Source organism: Streptomyces sp. NPDC002520, from assembly GCF_053595235.1.
On record NZ_JBSFXG010000008.1, the window covers coordinates 111,796 to 138,688 of the forward strand.

At 73.2% G+C, this 26,893-nt stretch carries 21 protein-coding genes and 2 pseudogenes; 9 read left to right on the forward strand and 14 right to left on the reverse strand.

From position 1 onward, the window contains the following. The first annotated feature begins 15 nt into the window (after window positions 1-15). The 4 genes and pseudogenes from ACWD5D_RS14290 to ACWD5D_RS14305 all read left to right on the forward strand — a co-directional run bounded on the left by ACWD5D_RS14290 (window position 16) and on the right by ACWD5D_RS14305 (window position 2,744). Window positions 16-1,002: a hydroxyacid dehydrogenase gene (locus ACWD5D_RS14290; protein ID WP_451373097.1), complete on the forward strand. Its 987-nt coding sequence runs from the start codon at window positions 16-18 to the stop codon at window positions 1,000-1,002. 35 nt (window positions 1,003-1,037) lie between these two features. Continuing rightward, a pseudogene (locus ACWD5D_RS14295) lies at window positions 1,038-1,175 on the forward strand (alkaline phosphatase family protein); the annotation flags it as partial. A gap of 14 nt (window positions 1,176-1,189) precedes the next feature. Then, on the forward strand, window positions 1,190-1,753 hold the full coding sequence (locus ACWD5D_RS14300; RefSeq protein WP_451372966.1) for an HAD family hydrolase: 564 nt from the start codon (window positions 1,190-1,192) through the stop codon (window positions 1,751-1,753). A 142-nt stretch (window positions 1,754-1,895) separates the two neighbouring features. Further along, a complete protein-coding gene (locus tag ACWD5D_RS14305; RefSeq protein ID WP_451372967.1) occupies window positions 1,896-2,744 on the forward strand; it encodes a hypothetical protein in 849 nt (282 codons plus the stop codon). Here the strand turns inward: ACWD5D_RS14305 and ACWD5D_RS14310 are convergent. The 5 genes from ACWD5D_RS14310 to ACWD5D_RS14330 all read right to left on the reverse strand — a co-directional run bounded on the left by ACWD5D_RS14310 (window position 2,731) and on the right by ACWD5D_RS14330 (window position 9,732). After that, window positions 2,731-5,148: a polysaccharide lyase 8 family protein gene (locus ACWD5D_RS14310; protein ID WP_451372968.1), complete on the reverse strand. Its 2,418-nt coding sequence runs from the start codon at window positions 5,146-5,148 to the stop codon at window positions 2,731-2,733. The genes ACWD5D_RS14305 and ACWD5D_RS14310 overlap by 14 nt on opposite strands. Window positions 5,149-5,336: 188 nt before the next feature. Further along, window positions 5,337-5,717 (reverse strand): hypothetical protein, encoded by a 381-nt coding sequence (locus ACWD5D_RS14315; protein WP_451372969.1) that lies wholly within the window; start codon window positions 5,715-5,717, stop codon window positions 5,337-5,339. A 496-nt stretch (window positions 5,718-6,213) separates the two neighbouring features. Then, complete coding sequence (locus ACWD5D_RS14320) at window positions 6,214-7,164, reverse strand: MurR/RpiR family transcriptional regulator (protein ID WP_451372970.1); 951 nt, start codon at window positions 7,162-7,164, stop codon at window positions 6,214-6,216. A gap of 59 nt (window positions 7,165-7,223) precedes the next feature. Then, the gene (locus ACWD5D_RS14325; RefSeq protein WP_451373098.1) at window positions 7,224-8,771 is read right to left on the reverse strand and encodes a phospholipid carrier-dependent glycosyltransferase; all 1,548 of its coding nucleotides are present in this window, start codon (window positions 8,769-8,771) and stop codon (window positions 7,224-7,226) included. 304 nt (window positions 8,772-9,075) lie between these two features. Beyond that, on the reverse strand, window positions 9,076-9,732 hold the full coding sequence (locus tag ACWD5D_RS14330) for a nucleoside/nucleotide kinase family protein (RefSeq protein WP_451372971.1): 657 nt from the start codon (window positions 9,730-9,732) through the stop codon (window positions 9,076-9,078). Window positions 9,733-9,887: 155 nt separating this feature from the next. Here ACWD5D_RS14330 and ACWD5D_RS14335 point away from each other — a divergent pair, with 155 nt between their 5' ends. Both ACWD5D_RS14335 and ACWD5D_RS14340 read left to right on the forward strand, forming a co-directional pair. Beyond that, window positions 9,888-10,628, forward strand: a complete 741-nt coding sequence (locus ACWD5D_RS14335) for a beta-phosphoglucomutase family hydrolase (protein WP_451372972.1) — start codon at window positions 9,888-9,890, stop codon at window positions 10,626-10,628. Next, complete coding sequence (locus tag ACWD5D_RS14340; protein WP_451372973.1) at window positions 10,625-12,970, forward strand: glycoside hydrolase family 65 protein; 2,346 nt, start codon at window positions 10,625-10,627, stop codon at window positions 12,968-12,970. Before ACWD5D_RS14335 ends, ACWD5D_RS14340 begins: the two co-directional genes overlap by 4 nt. Before the next feature lie 59 nt (window positions 12,971-13,029). Here ACWD5D_RS14340 and ACWD5D_RS14345 read toward each other — a convergent pair whose 3' ends face one another. Both ACWD5D_RS14345 and ACWD5D_RS14350 read right to left on the reverse strand, forming a co-directional pair. Continuing rightward, window positions 13,030-13,923, reverse strand: coding sequence for a M48 family metalloprotease (locus ACWD5D_RS14345; RefSeq protein WP_451372974.1), 894 nt, complete (start codon window positions 13,921-13,923; stop codon window positions 13,030-13,032). Then, window positions 13,920-14,303, reverse strand: coding sequence for a BlaI/MecI/CopY family transcriptional regulator (locus ACWD5D_RS14350; protein WP_451372975.1), 384 nt, complete (start codon window positions 14,301-14,303; stop codon window positions 13,920-13,922). Before ACWD5D_RS14350 ends, ACWD5D_RS14345 begins: the two co-directional genes overlap by 4 nt. Window positions 14,304-14,558: 255 nt before the next feature. Here ACWD5D_RS14350 and ACWD5D_RS14355 point away from each other — a divergent pair, with 255 nt between their 5' ends. Further along, complete coding sequence (locus tag ACWD5D_RS14355) at window positions 14,559-15,569, forward strand: lysylphosphatidylglycerol synthase transmembrane domain-containing protein (protein WP_451372976.1); 1,011 nt, start codon at window positions 14,559-14,561, stop codon at window positions 15,567-15,569. A gap of 289 nt (window positions 15,570-15,858) precedes the next feature. On the opposite strand, the gene ACWD5D_RS14360 is transcribed toward ACWD5D_RS14355, so the two are convergent. The 4 genes from ACWD5D_RS14360 to ACWD5D_RS14375 form a co-directional block, all read right to left on the reverse strand. Further along, window positions 15,859-17,289 carry a sensor histidine kinase gene (locus ACWD5D_RS14360; protein ID WP_451372977.1) on the reverse strand — a complete coding sequence of 477 codons (1,431 nt, stop codon included), beginning with the start codon at window positions 17,287-17,289 and terminating at the stop codon, window positions 15,859-15,861. Then, complete coding sequence (locus tag ACWD5D_RS14365; protein WP_451372978.1) at window positions 17,286-17,951, reverse strand: response regulator transcription factor; 666 nt, start codon at window positions 17,949-17,951, stop codon at window positions 17,286-17,288. The genes ACWD5D_RS14360 and ACWD5D_RS14365 overlap by 4 nt, the downstream gene beginning before the upstream one ends. Then, window positions 17,905-18,672, reverse strand: coding sequence for a phosphatase PAP2 family protein (locus tag ACWD5D_RS14370; protein WP_451372979.1), 768 nt, complete (start codon window positions 18,670-18,672; stop codon window positions 17,905-17,907). Before ACWD5D_RS14370 ends, ACWD5D_RS14365 begins: the two co-directional genes overlap by 47 nt. A 208-nt stretch (window positions 18,673-18,880) precedes the next feature. After that, window positions 18,881-19,540, reverse strand: a complete 660-nt coding sequence (locus ACWD5D_RS14375) for a DedA family protein (protein WP_451372980.1) — start codon at window positions 19,538-19,540, stop codon at window positions 18,881-18,883. Between the two features lie 514 nt (window positions 19,541-20,054). On the opposite strand from ACWD5D_RS14375, the pseudogene ACWD5D_RS14380 reads away from it, so the two are divergent. Continuing rightward, a pseudogene (locus ACWD5D_RS14380) lies at window positions 20,055-20,183 on the forward strand (HoxN/HupN/NixA family nickel/cobalt transporter); the annotation flags it as partial. 96 nt (window positions 20,184-20,279) lie between these two features. Here ACWD5D_RS14380 and sthA read toward each other — a convergent pair. Together sthA and ACWD5D_RS14390 are read right to left on the reverse strand one after the other, a co-directional pair. Then, window positions 20,280-21,686, reverse strand: coding sequence for a Si-specific NAD(P)(+) transhydrogenase (gene sthA, locus ACWD5D_RS14385; protein ID WP_451372981.1), 1,407 nt, complete (start codon window positions 21,684-21,686; stop codon window positions 20,280-20,282). Window positions 21,687-21,855: 169 nt separating this feature from the next. Beyond that, window positions 21,856-22,062 (reverse strand): hypothetical protein, encoded by a 207-nt coding sequence (locus ACWD5D_RS14390; protein WP_451372982.1) that lies wholly within the window; start codon window positions 22,060-22,062, stop codon window positions 21,856-21,858. A 200-nt stretch (window positions 22,063-22,262) separates the two neighbouring features. On the opposite strand from ACWD5D_RS14390, the gene ACWD5D_RS14395 reads away from it, so the two are divergent. Then, window positions 22,263-24,101 carry a glycoside hydrolase family 15 protein gene (locus ACWD5D_RS14395; RefSeq protein ID WP_451372983.1) on the forward strand — a complete coding sequence of 613 codons (1,839 nt, stop codon included), beginning with the start codon at window positions 22,263-22,265 and terminating at the stop codon, window positions 24,099-24,101. Between the two features lie 38 nt (window positions 24,102-24,139). Here the strand turns inward: ACWD5D_RS14395 and ACWD5D_RS14400 are convergent, their stop codons facing one another. Then, on the reverse strand, window positions 24,140-26,881 hold the full coding sequence (locus ACWD5D_RS14400; RefSeq protein ID WP_451372984.1) for a SpoIIE family protein phosphatase: 2,742 nt from the start codon (window positions 26,879-26,881) through the stop codon (window positions 24,140-24,142). Window positions 26,882-26,893 lie beyond the last annotated feature (12 nt).

Below are 26,893 nucleotides of genomic sequence, written 5' to 3' on the forward strand. Positions count from 1 at the left end.
CGCACCGTCCTCGCCATGGGCACCGACATCCACCACGCCCTGCTCACCGACGGCACCCTCGACCGGCTGCACACGGTCGCCCGCGTCGACACGACCACGACGGTCACGGCGATCACCGACGCGAGCCCGGCCGTGGCACGGCAACTCGCCCACGCCGAAGTGCTCTTCACCCACTGGGGCGCGCCGGCGCTCACCGAGGACGCGCTGCACCTCATGCCCCGGCTGCGGGCCGTCGTCCACGCGGCGGGCTCCGTCAAGCACCATGTCACCGACGCCGTCTGGAACCGTGGCATCACCGTGTCCTCCGCTGCAGCCGCCAACGCCCTGCCGGTCGCCGAATTCACCATCGCCGCCATCCTGTTCTCGGGCAAGCGCGTCCTCGACACCGCCCGCGCCTACGGCCAGGCCCGCCGACAGCCCGACCTGCTGCCGTACTTCAGCGGCCACGGCAACTACCGCCGCACCGTCGGAGTCGTCGGCGCCTCCCGCGTCGGCCGCCGCGTTATCGAACTGCTCCGCCCCTTCGACCTGCACGTCCTCCTTCACGACCCCTACGTCGACCCCGCCGACGCCCGTGCCCTCGGCACCGAACCCGTCGGCCTGGACGAACTCGCCTCCCGCAGCCACGTCGTGACCATCCACGCCCCCGAACTCCCCGCGACCCGGCACATGTTCGACGCCCGGCGCCTCGCCCTCCTCCAGGACGGCGCGACCCTCGTCAACACCGCCCGCGGCTCCCTGGTCGACACCGACGCCCTCACCGCGCACCTGCTCACCGGCCGCCTCAACGCCGTCCTCGACGTCACCGACCCCGACGTACCCCCCGCCCACTCACCCCTGTACACGCTGCCGAACGTGCTGCTCACCCCGCACATCGCCGGCTCCCTCGGCAACGAGCTGGGCCGTATGACGGACTGGGCCATCGACGAGGTCTCCCGCTACGCGCGCGGCCTGCCCTTCGCACAGGGGGTAGGCCCCGAGGAGCTGACCCGCTCCGCATGAGCCGGTCGTAAGCCCGTTGCCACGAAGGGACCTTCATGCCCGCCCGCCGCGTCCTCGTCGTCGGCGTCGACGGCGTACGCCTCGACACGCTCCACCGCCTGCCCACCCCGCACCTCGACGCCCTGGCGGCCGCGGGCTTCCTCACCCCGGTGGAGGTCGACGACGAGACACCCACCCTGTCCGGGCCGTGCTGGGCGACGATCGTCACCGGGGTGGGTGTCGCCCGGCACGGCGGAGGTGTACGAGCCGGCTGCACTCCCTCACCGGGACCGATCCCGCCGCTCTCGCCGCGACCCTGGAGTCCCGCTTCTGCGACGCGGTCCAGGAGGAGGCCGTCCCTCTCCCCAGCGCCCGTGAACTCCTCACTCTTCTCGCCGAGTCGGGTATCCCGGCCGCGCTCGTCTCGGCGTTCTCCCGGCCCGTCGTGAACGCCGGACTGAAGGTGCTCGACGCCGCCGGCGCCCCGGCCATCCGCACCACGTTCGCCGCCGGCGAGACTCCCCGCACCAAGCCCTCCCCGGACCCCTACCTGGCCGCGGCCCGCGCCCTCGCCGTGGACCCGGCGGCCTGCCTGGCCGTCGAGGACTCACCCGCCGGCATGGCCGCGGCGGAGGCGGCCGGCTGCCGGATCCTCGCCGTCCCGTCGTCCACACCGATCACCCCCGCACCCCGCCGCACCGTCCGCCGCGGCCTCGCGGGCATCGGCACCGAGGAGGTCTGGGCGGCCGGGCTGCACACGGCGTCCGCCTGACGTAGGGGGCCCGCCTGAACAGCCGTGCCCACCCGACGTACCGGGCCCGCCGGTAAACGCCGCCACCCCGCGACGTAACCTTTCTGCACCGCCGCCGCCACCTGGCTCCGTGCCCCCGCCAGCCCGCCCGAGGAGACCGCCCATGTCCGCCGACCGCTCCCGACTGCTCTACGTCACCGACCTGGCGTACCCGGCCCGCGGGCGCCGCTACGGCGACGAGGACGTCTTCCTCACCTCCCGGCTGCGCGCCCACTTCGACCTGGCCCTGTGCCACCCGCTGGACGCGGCCGCGCTCATGGACGGCTTCGACGCCGTCGTCGTCCGCAACAGCGGGCCCGTCCTCGGCTACCAGGAGGAGTACGACGCCTTCCGTGCCGCGGCGTTGAGCAAGGGAACCCCGGTCTACAACCCGCTCACCGGCAAGGCCGACATGGCGGGCAAGCAGTACCTGGTCGACCTGACCGCGGCCGGCCATCCGGTCATTCCCACGGTCGACAGCGTCACGGACCTGCACCTGCTGCCCGCGGTCCCGAGCTACGTGGTCAAGCCCAAGTTCGGCGCGGACTCCCTGGGGCTTTCGACGGTGCCCGCCGCCCGGGTCGCCGACGCACCGCTCGCGGACAAAAGCGTGCTCGTCCAGCCCCGCATCGACTTCGCCTACGAGGTGTCCTTCTACTTCGTCGACGACGACTTCCAGTACGCCCTGTACGCTCCCGACCCCAAGCGCCGGTGGGAGTTGAAGCCGTACGCGGCGACCGCCGCGGACCTGGAGTTCGCGCGCCGGTTCATCGACTGGAACGGGCTCGGCCACGGCATCCAGCGCGTCGACGCCTGCCGCGCCCCCGAGGGGGGCCTCCTGCTGGTCGAGCTGGAGGACCTCAACCCGTACCTGTCGCTGGACGCCCTCCCGGAGGAGGCCCGGGACGCCTTCGTGACCGCGCTGACGGCGTCCCTGAGCCGGTTCGTCCGGGGGGCGGTCAGCCGAGCCTGACGGTGATCCGCTGGGTCGCGCCCGTCGTCCGGGTCAGATCCCCGAACGTCAGCGTCAGGGCCTTGCCGGTGGCCGCCGAGGTGACCGTGGCCGGCGCCGCGGTCACCGCGGCGACCGCCCGCCGCCAGGTCAGGGTGAGACCCGTGCGCATACGCATCGGGTCGCTCACGGCGATCACCGCGGTCCCGTCCTCCCGCTCGCTGATCATCACGGAGCACGGGTCGCTCGCGGTGAGCGTTCCGACCGTTCCGCCGGACCAGAAGTTCACCGCGGTGAAGCCGAGCGAGCGCACGGCCACGCCCTGCCGGCTGTCGGTGTTGGCGAGAACGGTCAGCCACTGGGGGTTGGCGGCCCGTGCCCGGGTGTGGGCGGCCGTGGCACCCGGCATCAGCTGGTAGGCGTACGACGCGTTCGCCGGATCGGTGCCGTGGTCGACGTACATCGTCAGGTACTTGCGGTTCAGGACGGTCCTCGAACCGCCCTTGTTGATCGTGCTCCAGCTGCCGTCCCGGGCGTCGCGCAGCGCCCGCACGGTCGTCCCGCTCTGGAAGACGTAGCCGCCGTGCCCGCCGATGTGCGCCCACCGGGCGTCCGTGAGGGTCTGCGACCACGGGTAGGCGACGGGCTTGACCGTGCCGTCGACCGTGAAGGGGGCGCCGCCGGTGGGGCCGAGGTTGCGGTTCTCGACGGTCGTCTCCACGGCCGTCCCGTCGGTGCCGGTGATGCCGGCGCCGAGGCAGACGACCGTGTCGTCCAGGAAGAACCACGACTTCTTGGCCACGAGCGTGGACTGCAGCCCCTGCAGGTACTGCCCGACGGCGGCCCGCTGCCCGTCGCTCGCGCCGCCCACCCAGTTCACGTTCGGCTTCGCGGCACCCCAGTCACCGCCCGCCGCGTCGGCCAGTGCCTTGCGCGAGACGGTCGTCCCGGGCAGCCGGTAGGGGTCGACGGTGGGCCAGAAGGCGTCGCTGTACTGGCCGCCCGCGAACGTGTCGCCCCACCAGTACAGCATCCCCGAACCGGTGTGCCAGCCGCGCAGGTTCTCGCCGTTGCCCGTCTCGTAGTACGTGATCCTGCGATCGGCCATGCTCAGCGAGGCCGCCCAGCCAGGCCTGCGGTGCGTGGCCCGCGCCATGCTCGGGAACAGCCGGTGCCCGACGGGCTCCGGCACCGCCTGCACGGACGTGTCGTCCCCGACGCCCTTCAGCCGGGCCAGGTGCGGCAGGCTCAGCACCGGGTCGGCCAGCGGCGGGCTGTAGCGGTCGCGCTCCATCCAGCCCTTCACGAGGCCCCGCCAGCGGGCGTTCTCCGCCGCGCTCGCGCCCTGCCCGAGCAGCACGATCGAGGCGAGGATCGGGTGACCGCGCAGGTGGTCGTCCTGCTGGATCCCCCTCGGGTCCGACGCCGCGAGCCCCCGGCTGATCGCCCGGCCCGCCACGCCGTCCATCACCAGGCCGTTGTAGAGGAACGGCGCCCACGCGTGCTCCACCGCGTCGAGGACGATCTGCCGGTTCGCGTCCGTGACCTCCCAGGTGGACCCCGCGAGCAGCGCGAACAACATGCCCAGACCGCCCAGCATCACCGAACCGTACGACCCCGTGTAGGGCACGGTCGTGTGCTGGACGAACGAGCCGTCAGGGTACAGGCCGTCGCCCGAGGTGAAGTACGGGAACACGGGGGAGAGGGCGTCCCGGGCCAGGGCCACCTTGGCCGCGTCCGCGCCGACGACACCGCGCAGGGCCAGTACCCGGCACAGGTCGACCCGGTTCGCACCGGTGCTGGTGCCGGTGTAGCTCCCCACCGCCGAGTCGGGCACGAAGTGGTCCACCGCCGCCAGGTAGCCGGCGAGCTGTGCGGCCGACAGGGAGTCGTACATCAGCACGCACACGTCCAACAGCGCCTGCGGGGCGCCGATCTGCCAGCTGTACCAGTTGCCGTACCGGGCCTGGCCGGCGTTGTAGACGTCGTCGTGGAGGTGGTCGAGGCCGGTCACGACGGCGCTGCGCAGGGCGGTGTCGCCGGTCAGGCCGGTGCCCGGCTGGCAGTAGGCCTGTGCGAGCGTGCCGAGCCGGCTGTAACTGGTGTTCATGTTGCCCGAGAAGCCGTACGACTCCTGGTCGGTGTCCGGGTCCGGGTCGGCGTACACCAGGTCGGGCCAGAGCGAGCCGGTGGCCGGGGCCATCGTGGCGAGCAGTCCGCTCGCCGTGGACCCCAGGTCGGCGAGGCGGGATCGGAACGGTTCGGCGGCGGGGTCGAAGCCCTCGCCGAGGATCAGGGTGCGCCACTTCGCCCGGAGGGTCGCGAACTCGTCCGGCGCCGCGAAAGCCCGGGTGCCGAGCCCCAGGGCGAACGCGGTACCCGTGCAGGCGGCCAGAAAGCCACGGCGTGACCAAGGAGTCGTCATGACGGCGGTTTCTAGCACGCACTCGCTCAAACGCTCAATACATCTTACCGAGTTGAGCGTTTCGATCGTTTAGATTCGCTCGCGCTGCGGGGTCTACTGAAGCCCGTCCTCCTCCTGGTGGCGCTGTGCTCGTCGGCCCCGTCCGGTACCGGCGGCACCGGGGCGGCGACCGAGGGCGGTCTGCCGGCTCAGCGGCCGGTGCTGCGGGAGGCGAGCGCCTCGGAGACCGCGCGGACGCTGCGTGCGATGTGCTGGAGCTGCATGACCTCGGCGGCGTACAGCTTGATCGTGTGCTCGATCACCGACTCGGGCAGCCCGAGCACGGGCAGCTCGGTGCGCGCGGTCTGCAGGGCGGTCCGAGCCACGCGGATCTCCTGCTGGACCTGGATCTGCGCGTGCCGGGCGAGCAGCACCGGATGCCGGATCAGTGCCGGGTAGCTGGCGTAGCGGGCCGGGATCAGGTCGCGCAGCCACTTGGCCGCCGAGCGTTCCCAGTCGTAGCTGCCGGGTGTCTTGACCTGGCATGGCCAGTCGGGACTGATGCGCGTGGTGGTCAGTGTCATGGCCATCGCTTCCGGTGTGCGGCGTCGCGGGGGTGGTCCGACGGGTTTGGGGCGGCCCCGGCCTAGGGGATGGCCGGGGCCGCCACGGGCGCCTCGCCTGGGCGACGCGCCATCGAACACCCCGGGCACCGACGTGGGTAGGGGACGGCGGCTTCGGGTGTCCGTTCGAGGGCCCCGGGCGTCGGGAACCGGCGCTGCGGTTGTGTGTGCGTGCGCATCGGCGTTCCGTCGGCTTTCTCGGGGCGGCGTGCGGGCGGTGGGCCCGCTGATGGGAGCCGTGCCCGGAGTCGGCCGGGCGCGATCCGTGAGCAGTATTTATATATGCCGTCGGCTTTGCAAGACGTATGAAAACATTCATGCGCGCTTTGTGGTGGATGATCCCCCTACGGCGCATGATCCGGTGCGAGGGGCGGCCCCCGGGACCCGGTCCCCGGAGTTCGGCCCCCGCAGTTCCGTCCCCTGGGCTCGGTGCCCGGCTCGGCGGCCGGCCCAGTGCCGGGATTCAGTCCTTCAGGAAGAACTGCTGTTGATCGGCTACCTGTTCGTACTTCTCCAGGCGCCCCTGCGTGCGCTCGGGATCGGCGTCGGTCATGGCCTGGAGCAGCGCCGCGGCCATCACGCCGGGCGCGGCGTAGGAGTCGAAGACCAGGCGGGATCCGGTGCCGGTGGCGAAGACGGCGTCGGCCTCGTCGGCGAGCGGGCCGAGCGCCAGATCGGTGATCAGCGCGACCTTGAGACCCGCCTCGCGCGCGACCCGAAGCGCGGTGAGCGTCTCCTGCGCGTGCCGGGGCATCGCGAACGCCAGCACCCAGCTGCCGCCGGCCTCGCGGGACTGCAACAGCGCGTCGTAGGCCACGCTGCCGCCCCGGGTCACCAGCCGCACATCGGGGTGGATCCGGCGGGCGGCGTAGCCGAAGTACTCGGCCAGCGACACCGAGATGCGCAGGCCCAGCACGGTCAGCGGGGTCGAGCGGGACAGCTCCCGGCCGATGTGGATCACCCGGTCGGGGTCGGCGAAGTCGCGGCGCAGGTTCTCCAGGTTCTCGATCTCGGCGTCGATGGCCGACTGGAGCTCGTTGGCGCGGTTCACCTCGCCGGGGGCGCCGGCCAGGGTGCTCAGCGCGATCGACTGGAGCTTCTCCCGCAGCGCGGGGTAGCCGCTGAAGCCGACGGCCGCGGCGAAGCGGGTGACGGAGGGCTGGCTGACACCGACGCGGTCCGCCAGTTCGGTGATCGACAGGAACGCGGCCTCGTTGATGTGCTCGATCAGGTACTGGGCGACACGGCGCTGCCCGGGGGACAGCCGTGGGCCGTCGAAGAGCTCTCTGAGCTGGGAGGTCGGCGCGGCCTCGACCTCCGGGGCGGTCTTGCCCGAAGTGATCGCCGACGCCTGGGCACGTGCCTGCTGCGGCGAGGGTACTGGCCCGACTGGCCCGTCAACTTTGTCTCCCACGAACATTCAACATAGCTCACCCACCGCGGTGACCAGGGAGTTGTGATCCGACGGCAGGCTCATCTGCGGTACAGGGTGATCGAATGGCCCACTTGATCGATCGGTCCGCTGGTGGCGATCAGTTCGGCCAGCCTGCCTCGTGCCTTGGCGGCCGCGGAATCCGACACCACCAGCAGCCCGTGCACCCGGTCCAGGGGCACCGCGCGCGGATCGGAACCGTGGATGCCGTAGTACGACGGCACCCCGCTGCCCTTGTAGACCAGCCACACCCGCTCGCCCGGGTAGCGCTCCCGGAGCCGGTCGGCGAGCCGGCCCAGGTCCTGCCCCCAGTCCACGTTCGAGTCGTGCAGCAGCCGATGCGTGGCCGCCGGCCCGCCGAACGCCTCGTTGGAGTAGGGCAGGTAGTACGGGAACGCGCGCAGCGAACCGACCGCCACGGCCACCACCACGAGCGCGGTCAGCGGGCCCGGCCACCGTCGGCGCGACGTCAGCACGCAGGGCCCCGTCACCGCGAGGAACATCGGCACGAACAGCGCGTACCGCGTCCCGAAGTCCCGCGAGCCCGTCATCGCCGTGGCCAGCAGCACCGCGGGCGGCAGCAGCAGGTACGGAGCCGCCGGCCGCAGCCGTCGTACCGCCAGGACGACGACGGCACCGGCCGCACCCAGCGTGAGCAGCCCGAGCGGCGTCTTCACCAGGAGGGCGGCAGGCAGGTAGTACCAGCGGGAGCCGGTGTACAGGTGCCCGAACAGGTAGCCCTGCCACGGGCGGTCCTCCAGGGCGAACTGCACCCGCATCCCGGCCCGGTACGCGGGCGGCAGGGGCAGCAGGCCGGTCAGCCGCCCGAGCGGCCCGTGCGCCGACGGGACCGGTTCGGCCGGGTCGAACCGCAGCCGGGGATCGACCGCCAGATACGCCGCCCACACCACGGCGACCGTCACCAGCGCCACGACCACCGCCCCCGCCGGCCCCGGCAGCACCTTCCGTCGCCGCTCGGTGCCCGGCCGGGCGGCCCGCACCGACAGAGCCGCGAGCAGCATCAGCACCGGGACCGCGGGCAGTGCGCTCATCTTGGTCGCCACGGCCGCCCCCACGGCGCAACCGGCCAAAGGCACGTACAGCACCGGCCGCCGCCGCGCCCGCCACACCAGCCAGACCGAGGTCAGCACGAAACCGGCCGCCGGCACGTCCAGCGTCGCCAGCGAGCCGTGCGCGATCACGTCGGGGGAGAAGGCGTACAGCGCGAGCGCGGCCAACCCGCCCGCCGTACCCGCCACGTCACGCGCGAACGCCCACGCGACCAGCCCGAACAGCAGCGTCAGCGCGATCACCGGCAGCCGCGCCCACAGCATCAGCCGCCAGGGATCGTTGCCGGACCCGTACAGCAGATGCCGGCCCACGTCCTGCTGGGTGCCCGGGTACGACGGGTCGGCGTGCGGGTCGGCCACCGCGACACCGGCCGCGATCAACAGCTTGCCGAGCGGCGGGTGTTCGGGGTTGTAGCGCAGCCGGTGCTCGTGCAGGTAGTCGGTCGCCGTGGCCACGTACACGGGCTCGTCGATCGTGGGCGTCTGCTCGACGGCCGTGGTGATCATCGCTGCGGCCATCTGGGCCAGCAGCAGCGCCACGAGCAGGGGCACGAGCCATCGCTTCCGGCGGCGCAACCCGGCGTGCACGGTGTGCAGGCGCGCCCGCAGCGGCCTCCCCGTGGATCCGTGGCCGACGGGAGCCCAGCAGGCCCCGGTTGTCCCCGTCGCCTCGGCCGCACCCGCCGCCTCCGGCGTCCCGGGTGGCGGCGCCGCCTGCCCCGCGACGGCGGCTTCGTGCCGATCGCTCGCCATCATCCGCCCCCACGTCGTACCGGCAGCCCCTCCGCCGTGCCCACGTGTACGGTCCGCGACCGGCCGGAGTTCAGCGCACCCCCCGGACGGGCAGCGCGCCGGCCGGTACGACCAGGTCGGCCCGGTCCCGGGTCGTCGCGATCAGGTCGGCGTTGCGCTGGTCCGTGCCCAGGACCCAGGCCACGGCCGCATCGTGGTCCTTGCCGAACTCCTCGTGCCGGGCCACCAGGCGCCGTACGCGCTCCTGCTCGTCGATCTCGCAGAACCACACCTCGTCCAGGCACGACCGTACCCGGACCCACGAACCCTCTTGCAGGAGAAGGTAGTTGCCCTCGGTCACCACCAGCCGGGCGGTGGGCGGCACCGGGACGGCGCCGGCGAGGGGCTGCTCCAGCACCCGCTCGAACCCGGGCGCGTAGACCACCTCGTCGGCGTCCTCGCGCAGCCGTCGCAGCAGTGCCGCGTAGCCGGCCGCGTCGAACGTGTCCGGCGCGCCCTTGCGGTCCCGCAGGCCCAGCCGGTCCAACTCCGCGTCGGCGAGGTGGAAGCCGTCCATGGGCACGTGCGCCGCCCGGGGCGGCCCGCCGTCGTTCAGGGCGCACACCAGGTTCGCCGCCAGCGTCGTCTTGCCCGAGCCCGGGCTGCCCGCGATGCCGAGGATCGCGCGCCGCCCGTCCCGGGCGAGACAACGGGCGCGCAGGAGAAGGTCGTCGAAGGTCAGCGGCACAACGGAGAGTGTGCCACCGGCGAACCGCACGGCATACGGCGCGTGTCACCCACGGGCCCGCCCCGAGCGCGGCGCACGGCGTGTGGTGCTCGACACTCGCCGGCCTGTGCCGTTCGTGTGCCATTCGGGGGTGCGCGTGGGGAAGAGTGTCGAGTATGACTCAGCTCGGTCTGCCCGACACCATCCAGGCCTGTCTCTTCGACCTCGACGGAGTCGTCACCAAGACGGCCGTGGTGCACGCTGCCGCCTGGAAGGAGACCTTCGACGCGTTCCTGCGCGCCCACGAGGGCGAGGGGGCGCGGCCGTTCGACGAGGTCTCCGACTACGACGAGTACGTCGACGGACGCCCGCGCGCCGACGGGGTCCGCGCCTTCCTCGACTCGCGCGGCATCCGTCTGCCGGAGGGAGGTCCCGACGACCCGCCGAACGCCCTCACCGTGCACGGACTCGGCAACCGCAAGAACGGCCTGCTGCTGGAGAAGATCCGCACCGGCGGGGTCGAGGCCTACGAGGGCACGCTGCGGTACCTGGACGCGGTCCGCGCGCACGGCCTGCGCACCGCGATCGTGTCCTCCAGCGCCAACTGCCGGGACGTGCTCCGGGCGGTCGGCGCCGAGCATTACTTCGACGTGCGGATCGACGGCGTGGTGGCCGCCGAGCGGAAGCTGCCCGGCAAGCCCCACCCCGACACCTTCCTGGCGGCCGCCCACGACCTGGGCGTCGACCCCGCGCGGGCGGCCGTCTTCGAGGACGCGCTGGCCGGCATGGACGCGGGCCGCGGGGGCGGCTTCGGCTATGTCGTCGGCGTCGACCGGACCGGCCAGGCGGACGCGCTGTACGCGCACGGCGCGAGCGTCGTCGTGAAGGACCTCGCCGAGCTGGGAGGCAAGCGATGATCAGGGACCGGTCCTACACGGTCGAGCCGTGGACGGTGCGCGAGACGGAACTCGACCTCGACGTCCTCGCCCAGAGCGAGTCGGTGTTCGCGCTGTCCAACGGCCATGTCGGCTGGCGCGGCAACCTGGACGAGGGCGAACCGCACGGCCTGCCCGGCAGCTACCTCAACGGGGTGCACGAGGTGCACGCGCTGCCGTACGCGGAGGCCGGCTACGGCTACCCGGAGTCCGGGCAGACCGTCATCAACGTCACCGACGGCAAGATCGTGCGGCTGCTTGTGGACGACGAGCCGTTCGACCTGCGCTACGGCCGGCTCGTCGCCCACGAGCGCGTCCTCGACCTGCGGCGCGGGGTGCTGGAGCGGACCTGCGAGTGGACGTCGCCGGCGGGTTCCACGGTCCGGGTGCGCTCCACCCGGCTGGTGTCGCTCACCCAGCGGGCGGTGGCCGCCGTGGCCTACGAGGTCGAGGCGGTGGGCCGGCGCAGCCGGGTCGTGATCCAGTCCGAACTGGTCGCCAACGAGAGCCTGCCGGAATCCGGCGGCGACGACCCGCGCGCGGCGATGACGGTGCGATCGCCGCTGGAGCAGGAGGACGGCTTCGCCTCCGGCCACCGGCTCCGGCTGGTGCACCGCACCCGGCGCAGCGGCCTTCGGGTCGCCGTGGCCGCCGACCACGTCGTCTCCGGCCCCGAGCGCACCTCGACCCGCAGCGAGAGCGGCACCGACGTGGCCCGGCTGACCGTGACCTCGGTGCTGGAGCCCGGGCAGACGCTGCGGGTGGAGAAGCTCGTCGCCCACGGCTGGTCCGCCGCCCGCTCGCTGCCCGCCATGGCCGACCAGGTGGACGCGGCGCTCTCGGCCGCCTCGCACGACGGCTGGCAGGGCCTGCTCGACGACCAGCGGGCCCGCCTCGACGACTTCTGGACCGGCGCGGACGTGGAGGTGGACGGCGACGAGGAGGTCCAACAGGCCGTCCGGTTCGCCCTCTTCCACGTGCTGCAGGCCGGGGCGCGCGCCGAGCAGCGGGCGATCCCCGCCAAGGGACTGACCGGCTCCGGATACGACGGGCACGCCTTCTGGGACACCGAGATGTTCGTGCTGCCGCTGCTCACCCACACCGCCCCGCAGGCCGTCGCCGAGGCGCTGCGCTGGCGGTACAACACCCTGGACGCCGCCCGGGAGCGGGCTGCCCAGCTCGGGCTCGGCGGGGCGGCGTTCCCCTGGCGCACCATCGAGGGCTCGGAAGGATCGGCGTACTGGCCGGCGGGCACCGCGGCCTTCCATGTGAACGCCGACATCGCCGACGCGGTCGTCCGCTACGTCGAGGCCACCGGCGACACCCGCTTCGAGAGGGAGACGGGAGTGGAACTGCTGGTGGAGACGGCCCGTCTGTGGTGGTCGCTCGGCCACCACGACCACCACGGCGTCTTCCACATAGACGGCGTCACCGGCCCCGACGAGTACAGCGCGGTCGCCGACGACAACACCTACACCAACCTGATGGCCCGCCAGAACCTGCTCGCGGCCGCCGACGCCGTCCTGCGGCACCCGCGGGAGGCGGAGCGCCTGCGCGTGGACGAGGAGGAGAGCGCGGCCTGGCGGGACGCGGCCGAGGCCATGCACGTCCCGTACAACGACGAACTCGGCGTGCACGAGCAGCACGCCGGATTCACCCGCTACCAGCGCTGGGACTTCGCCGGCACCCGCGCCGACCAGTACCCGCTGCTCCTGCACTTCCCCTATTTCGACCTCTACCGCAAACAGGTCGTCAAGCAGGCCGACCTGGTGCTCGCCATGTACACCTGCGACTCGTTCTTCGAGGAGGAGCAGATCGCCCGGAACTTCGCCTACTACGAGCCGCTGACCGTCCGCGACTCCTCCCTGTCCGCCTGCTGCCAGGCCGTCGTCGCCGCCCGCGCGGGCCATCTCGGGCTCGCCTACGCGTACACGACCGAGGCCGCCCTGATGGACCTGCAGGACCTGGAGCACAACACCCGGGACGGGCTGCACATCGCCTCGCTCGCCGGGACCTGGATGGCGCTGGTGGCGGGCTTCGGCGGGATGCGCCGGGACGGCGAGGGACTGCGCTTCGCGCCACGCCTCCCCGAGCGGCTGCGCCGCCTCGCCTTCCGCCTGCAGTTCCGTGGCCGCTGCCTGCGGGTGGAGATCGGTGCGGACAAGGCGACGTACACGCTCCTCGACGGTCCGCCGCTCACCCTGCGCCATCACGGGGAGACGTTCACCGTGCGCGCCGAGGAGCCACTGGTCCGCGCCGTGCCCCCGCTCCCGCCACGCCCGGCCCCCGAACAGCCCCTGCACCGGGTGCCGAACGGCGGCTGAACGCGCATCGGTGGCGTGGGTGCCGGCTCAGGTCCGGCGCCCACGGGCCCGCTGTCGGCTCAGTTCAGCACGCCCGTCAACAGGCCGAGCAGGTCGCGGGTGGCGTCGACGGCGCCGAGCGCCGCGAGGGTGCCGAGGGCGAGGACGGCCAGCGCGGCGGACCACAGGTGCGGGGGCGGGGCCGTCTGCAGGGCCGCGATGCGGCGGGTGACGGCGCGATCGGTGAAGTGCAGGGCACATCCGGGGCGGGCGTCGCGCGCGGTGAGCGCGGCGCGGGCCAGTGCGCGGGCGGTGGTGCGACGGTCCCCGACGTCGTCCGCCGCCCGCTCGTCCGCCCACCGCTCCACCAGGAAGGTCACGGCGGCACGGACCGGGCCCAGCAGCGGGTTGGCCGCGGCGGCCAGCGTCGCGGCGGTCACCAACATGCCGTGCCGGTGCGCGAGATGGGCCCGCTCGTGCGCGAGGAGCACGCGGCGCTCGGACGGCTCCAGCGCGCCCAGCATCGCGGAGGTGACCACGATCCGGCCCGGCCGCCCCGGAACGGCGAACGCCCGCGCCACCGGCGAGGCGGCGACGACCAGTTCGGTGTCGGCCGGATGCCCCGCGCACAGGCGCCGCAGAGCCCGGCGCGTGGCGCGCTCGCGCCGGATCGCCCCGTACACCCGATGGGCGACGAGCAGGAGGGCGAGACCGGCCGCGACCCCGACCAGCTCGGGTACCGGGTCGACCAGCCGGCGGCCGTCCTCGCGCGCCTCCGCGACCACCGGCGGCGCGTCCCCGAGCAGCGCGGCGGCCAACAGCAGCAGCGACCAGGTGGTGGCGGCGGCGGTGAGCACGGCCGCCCAGGTCAGCACCCGCGCGGCGAGCGCGGGCGCCACGCGCCGGCCGATCGACGGGCTGACGGCCAGAAGCAGCACGGACAGCAGCAGCGGGGTGTAGACGTCGAACCTCATGCGTCGCCTCCGGCGAGCAGCTCGCGCAGCGCCCGTTCCTCCTCGGGGCTCAGACCCGTCACGAACTGCTGGAGCGCCGCGATCGGATCAGGCCCCCGGTCCAGGGCCTCGTGCATCGCCGCGGCGGTCAGCTCCGCCGCGTTCTTGGCGGGCCGGTACGCGCCGCGCCGCCCGTCGGCGTCCCGCAGCACCAGCCCCTTGTCGTACAGGCGCTTGAGGATGGTGTGCACCGTGTTGTAGGCGAGGCCGCCGCCGATCTCGGCCTGGATCTCCGCAGGGGTCAACGGCCGGTCGGTGGCCCAGAGTGCGGCCAGTACCTCGCTCTCCAGCGCCCCGGCGCCGCGCCGCTCCGCTCTGCCGCGGGACCCTGTGACAGCCATGCCCCAACCTTACAGCGCGTAGGGCCGTCCGCCGGATGGCGGTACGCGCTCGGCGAACTCTCGCGATCCACGCTAATTTGTCGGTGTTTTTCCTGACCCTCTCCTTTGTCCCTACAGGCTGTAGGGTTACGGTGTTTCTCCATGTCGCAGGAGCTGAGGGGTGATCATGGCCGGCAGCGCGCACGCCACACTTGACGCGGACCGGCGCGTGCGGATGACTCCTCAGGAGACGCGGTTCGCCGCCGAGGTGGGCGGATGAGCGGGCCGGTCGCGGCGGAGACCGCCCGCGACGACGTCCGGCCCGCCGATGGGCCGCTCGTCGCGTACCCGGCACGTCTCGCCGCCGCCGTCGGACGCCGGCGGGCCTACTGGCACAGCGCCGTCTGTCTCGCCGTACTGCTCTGCGCGGTCTACGTGGGCCGGCGGCACTGGCCGGCCGTGCGGACCGGAGCGGGGCGGCTGGCCGTCGCCGACCAGGGGTGGCTGCTCGTCGGGGCGGCCGCGGCCCTGGGCACGTGGGCCGCGTCGGCGCTCGCCCAGCAGGGCGCGGTCAGCCGACGGCTGCCCGGATCGCGGCTGCTCGCCGCGCAGTTCGCGGCTTCCGCCGCCAACCACCTGCTGCCCGCCGGGGTCGGCGCGGGCGCGGTGAACCTCAGGTTCCTGATGCGCTGCGGACTGCCCGCGGGCCGCTCGGCCGGAGCACTCGCCGTCAAGGCCGGTGCCGGCGCGGTGGTCCGGCTGGCGCTGATCGTGCTGCTCACCCTCGCCTGCCCCGGCCTGCTGCGCGTCCCGCACGTCTCCCCGGTCGCTCTCGCGGCCGGGCTCGGCGCCATCGCCTTCCTCGCCGCGCTCGTGGCCGGGCCGCTGTGGGCGCGCTGCCACCGCGCGGTGACGGGCCTGCTGGCCGACATCCGCGCCGTGCACACCTGCCCCGTCCGCGCGGCGGCCCTGTGGGGCGGCTCGTTCGCCTTCGCCGCCCTGCACTCCGCGGTGGTCATCGCCGTCGCCCAGGCCGTCGAACTGCCCCTGCCCCCGCTGCAGACGGCCCTGCTGTACCTCGCCGCGAGCAGCGCCGCCGCCCTGCTGCCCACCCCGGGCGGCCTGGGCTCGCTGGACGCGGCGCTCGTCTTCGCGCTGACCGCGTCCGGCGCCCCCGGTGCGACGGCCGCCTCCGCCGTGCTCGGCTACCGCCTGCTGACCGTATGGCTGCCGCTGATGCCGGGCCTGCTGGTGCTGACGGTCCTGGTGCGCCGCAAGGCGCTGTGAGCGGGCGGGAGTTCCCCGGCGCCCGCACCAGGTAGGACACCGGTGTTGCGGTGCGCCACACGAGAGGGAGTACGGTCGCCCAGCGCCAGGGCCGCCCGGACGGCCCGCACGCCACCTACTGAGCGGGCCCGAGACGTACCGAGCGGGCCCGAGCGCCCGCCGATGGTCGGGATGTGTCCAGGGCGACCGGTGGCAGCGTCGGCGCCATGACGTCAGAGACCTCTTCGGCCACAGCGGCCGATGCCGGTCCCGGGCAGCAGCGGCCGTGCGACAGGCCGCCTGCCAGCGGTCATCCCGCGGGCAGGCGGACCACGAAACACGCTCCGGGCGCGTGCCCGGCGTCGTGGGACACCTCGCCTCCGGCGGAGCGGGCCAGGCGTCGCGCCAGCGGCAGTCCGAGGCCCGCTCCACCGTGTCCGTCGCCGGGGTCGGCCCGCTTGCCCGGCTGGAACAACAGGTGCACGAAGGACTCGGGCACGCCCGGGCCGTCGTCCGTCACCTCCAGGCGTATTCCGTCGGCGGCCCGGCGCGCCGTCAGCGTGACGGTCGTACGGGCGTAGCGCACCGCGTTCGCGAGCAACGGACTGACGATGCGTTCGAGCAGCGCAGGCTGCACGCCCGCGGTGAGTGGCGCTCCGTCGGCGGTGACGTCGACACGCACCCCCTCGGGGGAGTTCACGGTGGCGGCCAGGTGGTGCAGGACGGGCGGCACGTCGGTCGTGCCGGGTGCCGTCGGCACGCCGTCGCGGGCCTCCTGGAGCAGCGTGTCGCAGATGGTGCGCATCGAGCGGGCCGCCTCGGCCACCACCTCGTGCGTGGCCCGGGTCTCCGCCTCGGTCCGGGGCCGGGAGCCCCACCAGTCCAGCTCGGCGACGATCCGGCTCAGCGGGGTGCGCAGCTCGTGCGACAACTCGCCGGTCAGCTGCCGTTCGTGCCGCAGCACGGCCCGGATACGGTCCAGCAGGGCGTCCAGCGAGGCGCCGAGCGCGGCCAGTTCGGCGGGCCGGCCGGTGCCGGCGAAGCGTTCCCCGGAGGCCACGGCGCTCCACTCGGTCGCCTGGTCCGTCATCGTGCGCACCGGCCGCAGCGCCCGGCCGACCGCCAGGCGGGTCAGCGCGTAGGTGCAGGCCAGAATCATGGCGTCCAGCGCGAACGAGCCCAGCAGCAGCGTCTCGGCCGAACTCCGGTACGGCGACAGGTCCAGCGCCGTCACCACGGTGGCCGGCGCTCCACGACCGGGCAGGGGGTCGACGCACAGCCGGACCGGGTCGTGGCCGTCGATGGTGGCGCAGCGGTGCCCGCCCGCCGCGGTGAGCGTGTCGGCCGTGCGGGTGAGCGCGCCGGCGCGGGAGGCGGACGGGGGGCTCTCCAGGAGCCGGGGGCCCGCGTAGATCCACACGTTGGTGTCCAGGAGCCGGTCGTTGGCGGTCTCCAGGACGCGCACCGTCGGGCCGTGTGTGTCGACCGTGGTGGCGACGGCCGCGGCGCGGGTGCGCAGTTCGTCGTCCGCCTCCCGCTCGAGCCGGTGCCCGGCCACGGTGTTGAAGGCCACGGTGAGGATCAGCATGAGCAGGGCGGCCGTCGTCAGCGCGACGAGCGAGAGGCGACCGCGCAGCGTGCGGGGCCCGAGGCCGGCGGGGAGTCCGAGACGAGCGGGGAGCCGGAGACGAGCGGGAAACCTGGGGCGTCCGGGGCCACCGGGGCGGGCCGGGGTCTTCATATGAGCCGGTGGCCGATCCCGCGCGCGGTGCCGACCGTCAGCTCGCTGCCGGCGGCCCGCAGCTTGCGCCGCAGCCGGGTCAGATACTGGTCCAGGGTGTTGTCGCTGACCTGCGCCCCCTCCGGCCAGCCCGCCCGCACCAGGTCGCGGCGGCGCACGAGCTCGCCGCCCGCCGTCGCGAGCGCGGCCAGCAGCCGGAACTCGGTGGGCGTCAGCTCGATCCGGGTGCCGTCGACGCTCGCGCTGTGGCGCACGGCGTCCAGGGCCAGGCCGCCCGCGGCGGCGGACGCCTGCGGGGGAGCGGACCGTCGCAGAGCGGCGCGGAGCCGGGCGGCCAGCTCGGCGAGGTGGAACGGCTTGGGCAGGTAGTCGTCCCCGCCGGCCGAGAAGCCGGACAGCCGGTCGGTCAGACCGTGCCGCGCGGTCAGGAACACCACCGGGGCGAGGAAGCCGTTCGCGCGCATCGCCTGGCACACGTCCCGGCCGTCCGCGTCGGGCAGCCCGACGTCCAGCACGGCGGCGGCCACGTCGGAGGTGGCCAGCCGGAGGGCGGTGGCGCCGTCGGCGGCGGTCAGCGTGTCGAAGCCTTCGTCGTGCAGGCCGCGCCGCAGTACGTCACGCAGGGCCTGATCGTCCTCGACGACCAGGATCTTGGGGCGCATGTTTCTCCAGCGGTGCGTCGGCCGTGTCCGTGAGGGGTGGGGGACCGGGCTCGTCCGGGCCGGTGCCGGGGCCGGACATCAGGCGGTCGGGCAGCCACCAGGCCGCCGCGCACAGGCAGGCGCCGAGCCAGCCGATCGCGAACAGCCAGCCGCCGAGCACGTCGGTGAACCAGTGCACGCCGAGGAAGATCCGCGTCAGACCGACCGCCGCCCCCCAACATGCCACCGTCAGGCAGACCGGGAGACGGCCCCGCGGTATGCGCAGGCACAGCGCGAGGATCACCAGACCGGCCGTCAGCGCCGAGGTGGTGGTGTGTCCGGAGGGGAAGGACCAGCCGGACGCCTCGGTCCGCCAGTACTCGTGCGGCGGGCGGGCGCGGGCGACCAGTTCCATGACGCCGTACCGGACCGCCTGGCCGGCGGCGAGGCACGCGACCCCGAGCAGCGCCGCCACCACGCGGCGGCGCCGGGTCCGGCCCGAGAGCAGCCCGGCCAGGGTGACCAGCGCGTACGGTACGACCCCGGTGCCGGTGGCGGTCAGCCAGCGGGCCAGAGCCTGCGTCACCGGCGTCCGGTGGCCGACGGACCAGTTCAGCAGGCTGTGATCGAGGAAGAGCGGCGCGCCGTTCCGGCCGGCGACGACCAGGGTGAGCACCCCGAACGCGGCCCAGGCGCCGAGCGCGACACTGCCCGCCAACTCCGCGATGCCCTTGCGATTCATGGCACCCACCGCGTCCGCGGCCCTGCCGCCGGTTGCCACCCATCCGCCTGCCGCGGTCCGGCCACCGTCCCCAGCCCCCTTGCCGTCCCCAGCCCGGTCACTGTCCGCAGCCCCCTCGCCGCCCCTGGCTCAGTCGCTGTCCGCGGCCCGGCCGCAGTCCGCCGCCCGGCCCACGTCCGGGGCCGGGGCTCGCACTGCGGCAGCTTCGTCACCGGGCCTCCTTGGCGGCCCTGCGGGAGCGCAGCACCTCGGCGGCGAGCGGGATCAGCGACACGATCACGATGAGCGCGATGACCGGCAGCAGGTACTTGTCGACGTTCGGGATCGAGGAGCCCAGCGCGTATCCGCCGAGGGTGAGGCCGATGCTCCACACCAGGCCGCCGGCCACCTGCCAGATCGTGAACGTGCGGGCCGGCACGCCGAGCGCGCCCGCCATCGGGTTGAGCACCGTCCGCACCACCGGCACGAAGCGGGCCAGCACGATCGCCTTCGCGAACCCGTAGCGCTCCAGGAGTTCCTCGGCGCGTTGCGCGCCCTCGTGCAGCCGGGCCGACCGGCTGCGGGCCAGCAGGGTCCCGCCGGCCTTGCGGCCGATCAGGAACCCGACCTGCGAACCGGTCACGGCTCCGACGGCCGCCGCGACGAGCAGCGGCCCGAGGGACAGGTGCACGCTCCGGTCGGAGGTGCCGGTGCACAGCAGACCGGCGGTGAACAGCAGGGAGTCCCCGGGCAGGAAGAAGCCGATCAGCAGGCCGGTCTCGGCGAAGAGCACCACGCCGACGCCGATCACGCCGAAGGCGGCCAGCAGCGAGTTGGCGTCGAGCAGGTTGACCGCGAGCTGCGACGACAGGTATGAGGGAGTGGCCATCGCCGCACGCCCTTTCCTTCGGCTAGGTCTTGCTTCGACTGACTCCGACTACACATTTGTAGACGACGACTCAACTGTAGACGATCGGAGCCCGGTCGTGGTTCCCGTCCCGCACCGGCCCGCCGCCGCTTCACTCGCACGGGGCCTTTCCCTCTCCATGGGCAAGGCCTGCCGCCGCCTTTACTGCACAGCTGTTGCGAGTGCGGAGCGATGGCGCAAGGCTGTGCCGCGCAGCCGTACCCGCGCCACCGAAGGACGACCCTCCCGATGACGGCCGCCCCTGGTTCCGCTCCGTCCCTCCCCGCCCGGGCCGAGGACGAGCGCTCGGCCTGGCACCGCGTCCGAGGCTCCATGACGCGGCAGGAGCGGACCAGGGCCGGCGGCATGGCCGCCTTCGTGCGCGCCCCGCACCTCATCGGCGGGGGCACCCTCGTCGGGATCGTCGCACCGCGGCATCTCGGCGCCGGCGGTGCTCCGGCCGGAGGCTCGGCGGACTCCGCAGACGCGGCGGACTTTCGCCCACGGCTGGGCCTTCTCCAAGCCGGTCCGCACGATCTACTACAACCTCACCGTCACCGTCACCGGCCCGTCCGTCGCCGCAGCTCTCCTCATCGGCACCGTCGAACTGCTCGCTCTCCTCGCCGGCGAGGAGAAGCGGACGGCGGGCCTGGCCGCCCCGGCCGAACAGCCCGTCGACCGACCCCGGAGGCGTCCGCGCTTTCTCCCCGAGGCGGTCGGTTCACTCCTCGAGATGGTCGATCTGCCGCAGCTTGTTCGTCGCGTCCAGCGCGGCCACCTTGTACGACTCCGCAAGCGTCGGATAGTTGAACACCGCGTCCACCAGGTAGTCCACCGTGCCCCCGCACCCCATCACGGACTGCCCGATGTGGATCAGTTCGGTCGCCCCGGAACCGAAGCAGTGCACGCCCAGCAGGGTCCGGTCCACCGGTGAGACCAGCAGCTTCAGCATGCCGTGGGAGTCGCCGATGATCTGCCCCCGCGCCAGCTCCCGGTACCGGGCGATGCCCACCTCGAACGGCACCCGGTCCTCGGTGAGCTGGTCCTCGGTCCGCCCGACGAAACTGATCTCGGGAATCGTGTAGATCCCGATCGGCTGCAGGTTGTGCATCCGCCCGACCGGCTCCCCGCAGGCGTGGTACGCGGCCGCCCGGCCCTGCTCCATGGAGGTCGCGGCGAGCGCCGGGAAACCTATGACGTCACCGACGGCGTAGATGTGCCCGACCTCGGTGCGGTAGTGCTCGTCGACCCGGATCCGGCCGCGTGCGTCGGCCGTCAGACCCGCCTTGTCCAGGCCGAGGCCGGCGGTCAGCCCCTGCCGGCCCGCCGAGTACATGACCGTGTCGGCGGGGATCTTCTTACCGCTCTCCAGCACGGTCAGGGTGCCCCGGGGATGCCGCTCGACGGCCGCCACCGTCTCTCCGAAGCGGAACGTCACGGCCAGGTCCCGCAGGTGGTACTTGAGGGACTCCACCACCTCGACGTCGCACAGGTCCAGCATCCCGGGCCGCTTCTCGACGACCGTCACCTTGCTGCCCAGTGCGGCGAACATCGAGGCGTACTCCATGCCGATCACCCCGGCGCCCACGATCACCATGGAGCGCGGCACCCGCTCCACCGAGAGCACGTTGTCGGAGTCCATGATGGTCCGCCCGTCGAACTCCACGCTGTCCGGGCGGGCCGGCCGGGTGCCGGTGGCGATGACGATGTGCTCGGCGCTCAGCAGCCGTTCGTCGCCCGTCACGTCGTCGCTCAGGGCGATCGTGTGCGGATCGACGAACCGGGCCGTCCCCGGGAACAGGGTCACCTGGTTGCGGGAGAGCTGGCTGCGGACCACGTCCACCTCGCGGCCGACCACGTGCCGGGTGCGCGCGGTCAGGTCGGCGACGGTGATCTCCTCCTTGAGGCGGTAGCTCTGCCCGTACATGTCGCGCTGGGTGAGACCGGTCAGGTAGAGCACGGCCTCGCGCAGCGTCTTGGACGGGATGGTGCCGGTGTGCAGGGAGACACCGCCCACCATGTCGGGGCGGTCGATGACGGCGACCCGGCGGCCGAGCTTGGCCGCGGCGATGGCGGCCTTCTGTCCGCCGGGTCCGGATCCGATGACGAGCATGTCGAAGTCGGGCACCCTCGGGAGTCTGGCAGCCGCCGGGCACCCTGCGGAAGGCCCCTGCGCCGCACAGCCTTCCCGGCCGCCGACGGACACACCGATGCGCCGAGCGGACCCGGAACTCTTTCGCGGAGCACCGTGCGCCCGCCCGGCCGGACCCCCGTTGTCGTGTGATTCCCGGACCGCCCTAGGGCAGCAGCTTCTCCACGGCCGCCCATCCTTCGGTCTCCAGCTTGCGCCGCGCCCAGTCGAGGTTCTTCGGGGTGACGTCCCTGCCCGCCGCCATCACCAGGTCCTCCGGCGTGACATTCTGCGAGGGAGCGGTGTGAAGCAGGGCGTCCGGGGTGGTGTGGTCGTCGGGCGACCGGGATCCTTCGGGTGCTGACGTCGACATGATGCCTCCTCCTCGGTCCGGATGACCGCATCCGTGCCGGTGCCGCCGAACGGGGCACACTCTCACCATTGCCCGCCTTCGCGCACCCTGCATCCGGAGGGCATGGCGCGCCGAGACACTGAGCGGTTGCCCAGGCCGGAAGAATTCACCCGCACCTAAGCTGGTACAAGCAGGCACAAAACACCGGGGAGGCCCCAGCGATGGCCGACATTCGCTTCCAGCAGGATCTGTCCGGGATCCCCCGCTACCTGCCGATCGCCGAGCACGGCCTCATCGGCGACCTGCGCACGGTCGCCCTGGTCGGCAGCAACGGCACCATCGACTGGTACTGCTGCCCGTCCTTCGACGCCCCCAGCGTCTTCGCGGCGGTCCTGGACGCCGAGCGCGGCGGGCGCTTCGAGCTGGCCGCCGCCGTACCGGCACGCACCAAGCAGTTCTACTTCCCCGACACCAATGTGCTGATCACCCGGTTCTTCACGGAGGACGGCGTCGGCGAGGTGCAGGACTTCATGCCGGTCAGCGGGGCGGAATGCGGCGCCGCGGTCCGGCACCGGCTGATCCGGCGCGTGGTGTGCGTCCGCGGCACCGTGCCCTTCCGGGCCCTGGTCGCCCCGCGCTTCAACTACGGCGCCGACCAGCACACCGTGAGTGAGCGGGACGGCCTGGTGGTCTTCGATTCCCCCAAGCTGTCCCTCGCGCTCACCTCCACGGTCGCCCTGGAGCACGACGGCCGGGACACGTGGGCCGACTTCAAGCTCAGCGAGGGTGAGACCGCCGTGCTCGCCCTGGACCAGGTCGGCGCAGAGGTGAGCCCGCGCGCCTGCGCCCACGCGGAGGCGGAGCACGAGTTCAACGCGACCGTCGCCTACTGGCGGCGCTGGCTCCAGCAGTCCCGCTACCGAGGCCGCTGGCGCGAGATGGTGCACCGCTCGGCGCTCACCCTCAAGCTCCTCACCTACGCGCCCACCGGCGCCATCGTCGCCGCGCCCACCACCAGCCTGCCCGAGCAGATGGGCGGCGAGCGCAACTGGGACTACCGCTACGTCTGGGTCCGCGACGCCGCCTTCGCCGTCTACGCGCTGCTGCGGCTCGGCTTCAGCGGCGAGGCCGAAGCCTTCATGAAGTTCCTGACCACCCACATCAGCCCCGGGGACGGCGCCGCCTCCGGCCCGCTGCAGATCATGTACGGCATCGACGGGCGCACCCAGCTGCCCGAAAGCGAACTGTCCCACCTGGAGGGACACGAGGGCTCCTCCCCGGTCCGGGTCGGCAACGCCGCCGCCGACCAGCTCCAGCTCGACATCTACGGCGCCCTGATCGACTCCATCTACCTCTACGACAAGTGGGCCCAGCCCATCTCCAGCAGCCAGTGGGACGACGTGTGCCAGCTCGTCGACTGGGTGTGCGACCACTGGGACCAGCCCGACGAGGGCGTGTGGGAGACCCGCGGCGGCCGCAAGAACTTCCTGTACTCGCGGCTGATGTGCTGGGTCGCGATCGAGCGGGCCATCCGCCTCGCCACCCACCGGGGGCTGCCCGCCGACCATCGCCGCTGGCGCCAGCAACGCGACGCCATCTACCGGCGGATCATGGACCGCGGCTGGTCGGAGTCCCGGAGCGCCTTCATGCAGACCGAGGAGGGCGACGTGCTCGACGCCTCCGTGCTGATGATGCCGCTCGCCAAGTTCATCGCCCCCACCGACCCCAAGTGGCTGTCCACCCTGGACGCCCTCACCGAGGACCTGGTCTCCGACTCCCTCGTCTACCGCTACGACCCGCAGGCCAGCCCCGACGGCCTGCGCGGCGACGAGGGCACCTTCTCCATCTGCTCCTTCTGGTACGTCGAGGCACTGGTCCGGGCGGGCCGGCTCGACGAGGCCAGGCTGGCCTTCGAGAAGATGCTCACCTACGCCAACCATCTCGGCCTGTACGCCGAGGAGATCGGCCGCACCGGTGAGCAACAGGGCAATTTCCCGCAGGCGTTCACCCACCTGTCCCTGATCAGCGCCGCCTTCAACCTCGACCGCGCCCTCGGCTGACCGCGGTCCGGCCCGGTCTGACCGGACCGGGCCGGGCCTCAGGGCAACGGCTGCTCCGCCCAGATGATCTTGCCGGTGGGCGTGTAGCGGGTACCCCAGCGCTCGGCGAGCTGCGCGACCAGGAACAGGCCCCGGCCGCCCTCGTCGGTGCTCGCCGCGTACCGCAGATGCGGCGAGGTGGTGCTGTGGTCGGAGACCTCGCAGATCAGCGTGCGGGCGCGCAGCAGCCGTACGCCGATCGGGGCGCGCGCGTAGCGGATGGCGTTGGTGACCAGCTCGCTCAGCATCAGCTCGGTCGTGAACGACAGCTCCTCGAGCCCCCACTCGGACAGCTTGCGGGTCACCGCGGCCCGTACGTCCGAGACGGCCGCCGGGTCGGACGGCACCTGCCACTCGGCGACCCGGTCGGAGCCGAGGACCCGGGTGCGGGCCACCAGCAGCGCCACGTCGTCGCTGGGCCGGGCCGGGAGCCGGTCGAGCACCGTCCGGCAGGTGTCCTCCGGCGAGGCGTCCCGCGCGCGGCCGAGCGCGTCACGCAGCAGCTCAAGACCCTCGTCGATGTCCCGGTCCCGGTCCTCCACCAGCCCGTCGGTGTACAGCACCAGCCGGCTGCCCTCCGGCAGTTCCAGATCGACGGTCTCGAACGGCAGCCCGCCCAGGCCCAGCGGGGGCCCGGCCGGCACGTCCGGGAACTCCACGCGGCCGTCCGGGTACACCAGTGCGGGCGGCGGATGACCGGCCCGCGCGACGGTGCAGTGCCGGGACACCGGGTCGTACACCGCGTACAGGCAGGTCGCCCCGGTGACCGCGGCGGCGCCGTCGGCCGGGGTCTCGTCCTGGTCGATGCGCCCCACCAACTCGTCCAGCAGGCTGAGCAGTTCGTCCGGCGCGAGATCCAGCGAGGAGAAGTTGTGCACGGCGGTGCGCAGCCGGCCCATCGTCGCCGCCGCGTGCAGCCCGTGCCCCACGACGTCCCCCACCACGAGCGCCACCCGGGCACCGGACAGCGGCAGCACGTCGAACCAGTCGCCGCCCACCCCCGCCTGCGCCGGCAGATAGCGGTAGGCGATGTCCAGGGCGTCCTGCTCGGGCAGGGTGCGCGGCAGCAGGCTGCGCTGGAGCGTCACCGCCATGCTGTGCTCACGGGTGTAGCGGCGGGCGTTGTCGATCGACACGGCGGCCCGCGCGGCCAGTTCCTCGGCGAGGGCCAGTTCCTCCGCGTCGAACGGCTGCGGCTTCTGCGACCGCCAGAAGGTGGCCACCCCGAGGACCAGGCTGCCCGCCCGCAGCGGCACGGTGATCAGCGAGTGGATGCCGTACGCCATGATCTGCTCGGTGCGCTCCAGGTCCTGCGCCTGCCAGCCGGTCGCCTCGTCCAGCCGGGGCTCCGCCACGGACTGTCCCGTCGTCAGACTGCGGGCCTGCGGTGAGGTCGCCACGAACCGGATGCGTTCGCCCACCTGGTACAGGGGGGCGTCCTTGCGGACACCGGTGCAGGCGGCCCGGCGCAGCGCGGTGCCGGGTTTGGGTTCCTCGCCGTTCAGCACCGCGTCGAACAGGTCCACGGTGGCGAAGTCCGCGAAGCGTGGGACCGCGAGTTCGGCCAGTTCCTCGGAGGTCCGGGTGACGTCCAGGCTGGTGCCGATGCCGACTCCGGCGTCGTACAGCATGTTCAGCCGCTCGCGGGCCACCTCGGCCCGGCCGGACAGGGCGCGCAGCTCCGTGGAGTCGCGCAGCGTGGTGACGCTGCCGGGCGGGCCGCCGCGCAGGTCGGTGGGGCGCTGGTTGATGGCCAGCAGCCGGTCCTTGACCAGGTGCACCTCGTCGGTGGCGACCCGTCCCGAGGCGAGCAGCCCGGCCGTCTCGTCGTCCAGCCCCAGCTCCAGCACATGCCGCCGCTCGGCGTCCTCGGGCAGGTCCAGCAGTCGTTGGGCCTCGTCGTTGGCCAGCAGCAGGCGGCCGTCGCCGCCGACGATCAGCACACCCTCGCGCACGGCGTGCAGCACCGCGTCGTGGTGCTCGTACATCCGGGTCATCTCGTACGGGCCGAGCCCGTGCGTCTGGCGCAACAGCCGTCTGCTGACCAGGGCGGTGCCGCCGGTGGCCAGGGCGAGGGCCGCCGCCGCCGCGCCGAGCAGCAACGGCAGCTGCTGTTCGGCGACCCCGCCGACGTGCGCGGTGGTGATGCCGGCCGACACCAGGCCGACGACCTTGCCGGCGGAGTCCTTCACCGGCACCACGACCTGCACGAGCGGGCCGAGGGTTCCGTTGACCTCCTCCACGACCGTGCCTCCGGCGAGAGCCGGACCGATCGTGCCGACGAACTTCTTGCCGATCCGGTCCTTCTTGGGGTGCGTGTAGCGGATGCCTTCGGTGTTCATCACGACGACGAAGTCCACCTCGGCTCCCTTGCGGGCGGCCTCGGCGCGCGGCTGGAGGACCGCCGTCGGGTCCGGGGTGCTCAGCGCGGCGGCCGTGCCGGGCGCGTTCGCGAACGCCTGGGCGACGGCGAGGGAGCGGTTGCGGGCCTCCTGCTCACTGTCGTGCCGTACCTGGAGGACCTGCGCCACCACGGCCGACACGACCAGCAGCAGCACGATCACCACTTGCAGGACGAACACCTGACCGGCGACGCTCCGTCCGCTCACCGCCGCGCGCAGCACCGCGGGCCGGGCGCCGTTCACGCCGTCTCCGCCCGGTCTCGGCGTGGCGAGCGGCGGGCGCGGACGCCCGAACGGACGGGGCGGCCGTGTGTCGGGCCGGCCGGGCATTCGGACCATGAGCCATGTCTA

Coding starts and splice junctions, on each gene's coding strand:
- ACWD5D_RS14395 (WP_451372983.1), top strand. CDS start 22,263: ATGGCCGACATTCGCTTCCAGCAGGATCTGTCCGGGATCCCCCGCTAC.
- ACWD5D_RS14365 (WP_451372978.1), bottom strand. CDS start 17,951: ATGCGCCCCAAGATCCTGGTCGTCGAGGACGATCAGGCCCTGCGTGAC.
- ACWD5D_RS14375 (WP_451372980.1), bottom strand. CDS start 19,540: ATGGCCACTCCCTCATACCTGTCGTCGCAGCTCGCGGTCAACCTGCTC.
- ACWD5D_RS14370 (WP_451372979.1), bottom strand. CDS start 18,672: ATGAATCGCAAGGGCATCGCGGAGTTGGCGGGCAGTGTCGCGCTCGGC.
- ACWD5D_RS14355 (WP_451372976.1), top strand. CDS start 14,559: ATGAGCGGGCCGGTCGCGGCGGAGACCGCCCGCGACGACGTCCGGCCC.
- ACWD5D_RS14315 (WP_451372969.1), bottom strand. CDS start 5,717: ATGGCCATGACACTGACCACCACGCGCATCAGTCCCGACTGGCCATGC.
- ACWD5D_RS14310 (WP_451372968.1), bottom strand. CDS start 5,148: ATGACGACTCCTTGGTCACGCCGTGGCTTTCTGGCCGCCTGCACGGGT.
- ACWD5D_RS14335 (WP_451372972.1), top strand. CDS start 9,888: ATGACTCAGCTCGGTCTGCCCGACACCATCCAGGCCTGTCTCTTCGAC.
- ACWD5D_RS14400 (WP_451372984.1), bottom strand. CDS start 26,881: ATGGTCCGAATGCCCGGCCGGCCCGACACACGGCCGCCCCGTCCGTTC.
- ACWD5D_RS14345 (WP_451372974.1), bottom strand. CDS start 13,923: ATGAGGTTCGACGTCTACACCCCGCTGCTGCTGTCCGTGCTGCTTCTG.
- ACWD5D_RS14360 (WP_451372977.1), bottom strand. CDS start 17,289: ATGAAGACCCCGGCCCGCCCCGGTGGCCCCGGACGCCCCAGGTTTCCC.
- ACWD5D_RS14305 (WP_451372967.1), top strand. CDS start 1,896: ATGTCCGCCGACCGCTCCCGACTGCTCTACGTCACCGACCTGGCGTAC.
- ACWD5D_RS14290 (WP_451373097.1), top strand. CDS start 16: ATGGGCACCGACATCCACCACGCCCTGCTCACCGACGGCACCCTCGAC.
- ACWD5D_RS14340 (WP_451372973.1), top strand. CDS start 10,625: ATGATCAGGGACCGGTCCTACACGGTCGAGCCGTGGACGGTGCGCGAG.
- ACWD5D_RS14390 (WP_451372982.1), bottom strand. CDS start 22,062: ATGTCGACGTCAGCACCCGAAGGATCCCGGTCGCCCGACGACCACACC.
- ACWD5D_RS14325 (WP_451373098.1), bottom strand. CDS start 8,771: ATGGCCGCAGCGATGATCACCACGGCCGTCGAGCAGACGCCCACGATC.
- ACWD5D_RS14350 (WP_451372975.1), bottom strand. CDS start 14,303: ATGGCTGTCACAGGGTCCCGCGGCAGAGCGGAGCGGCGCGGCGCCGGG.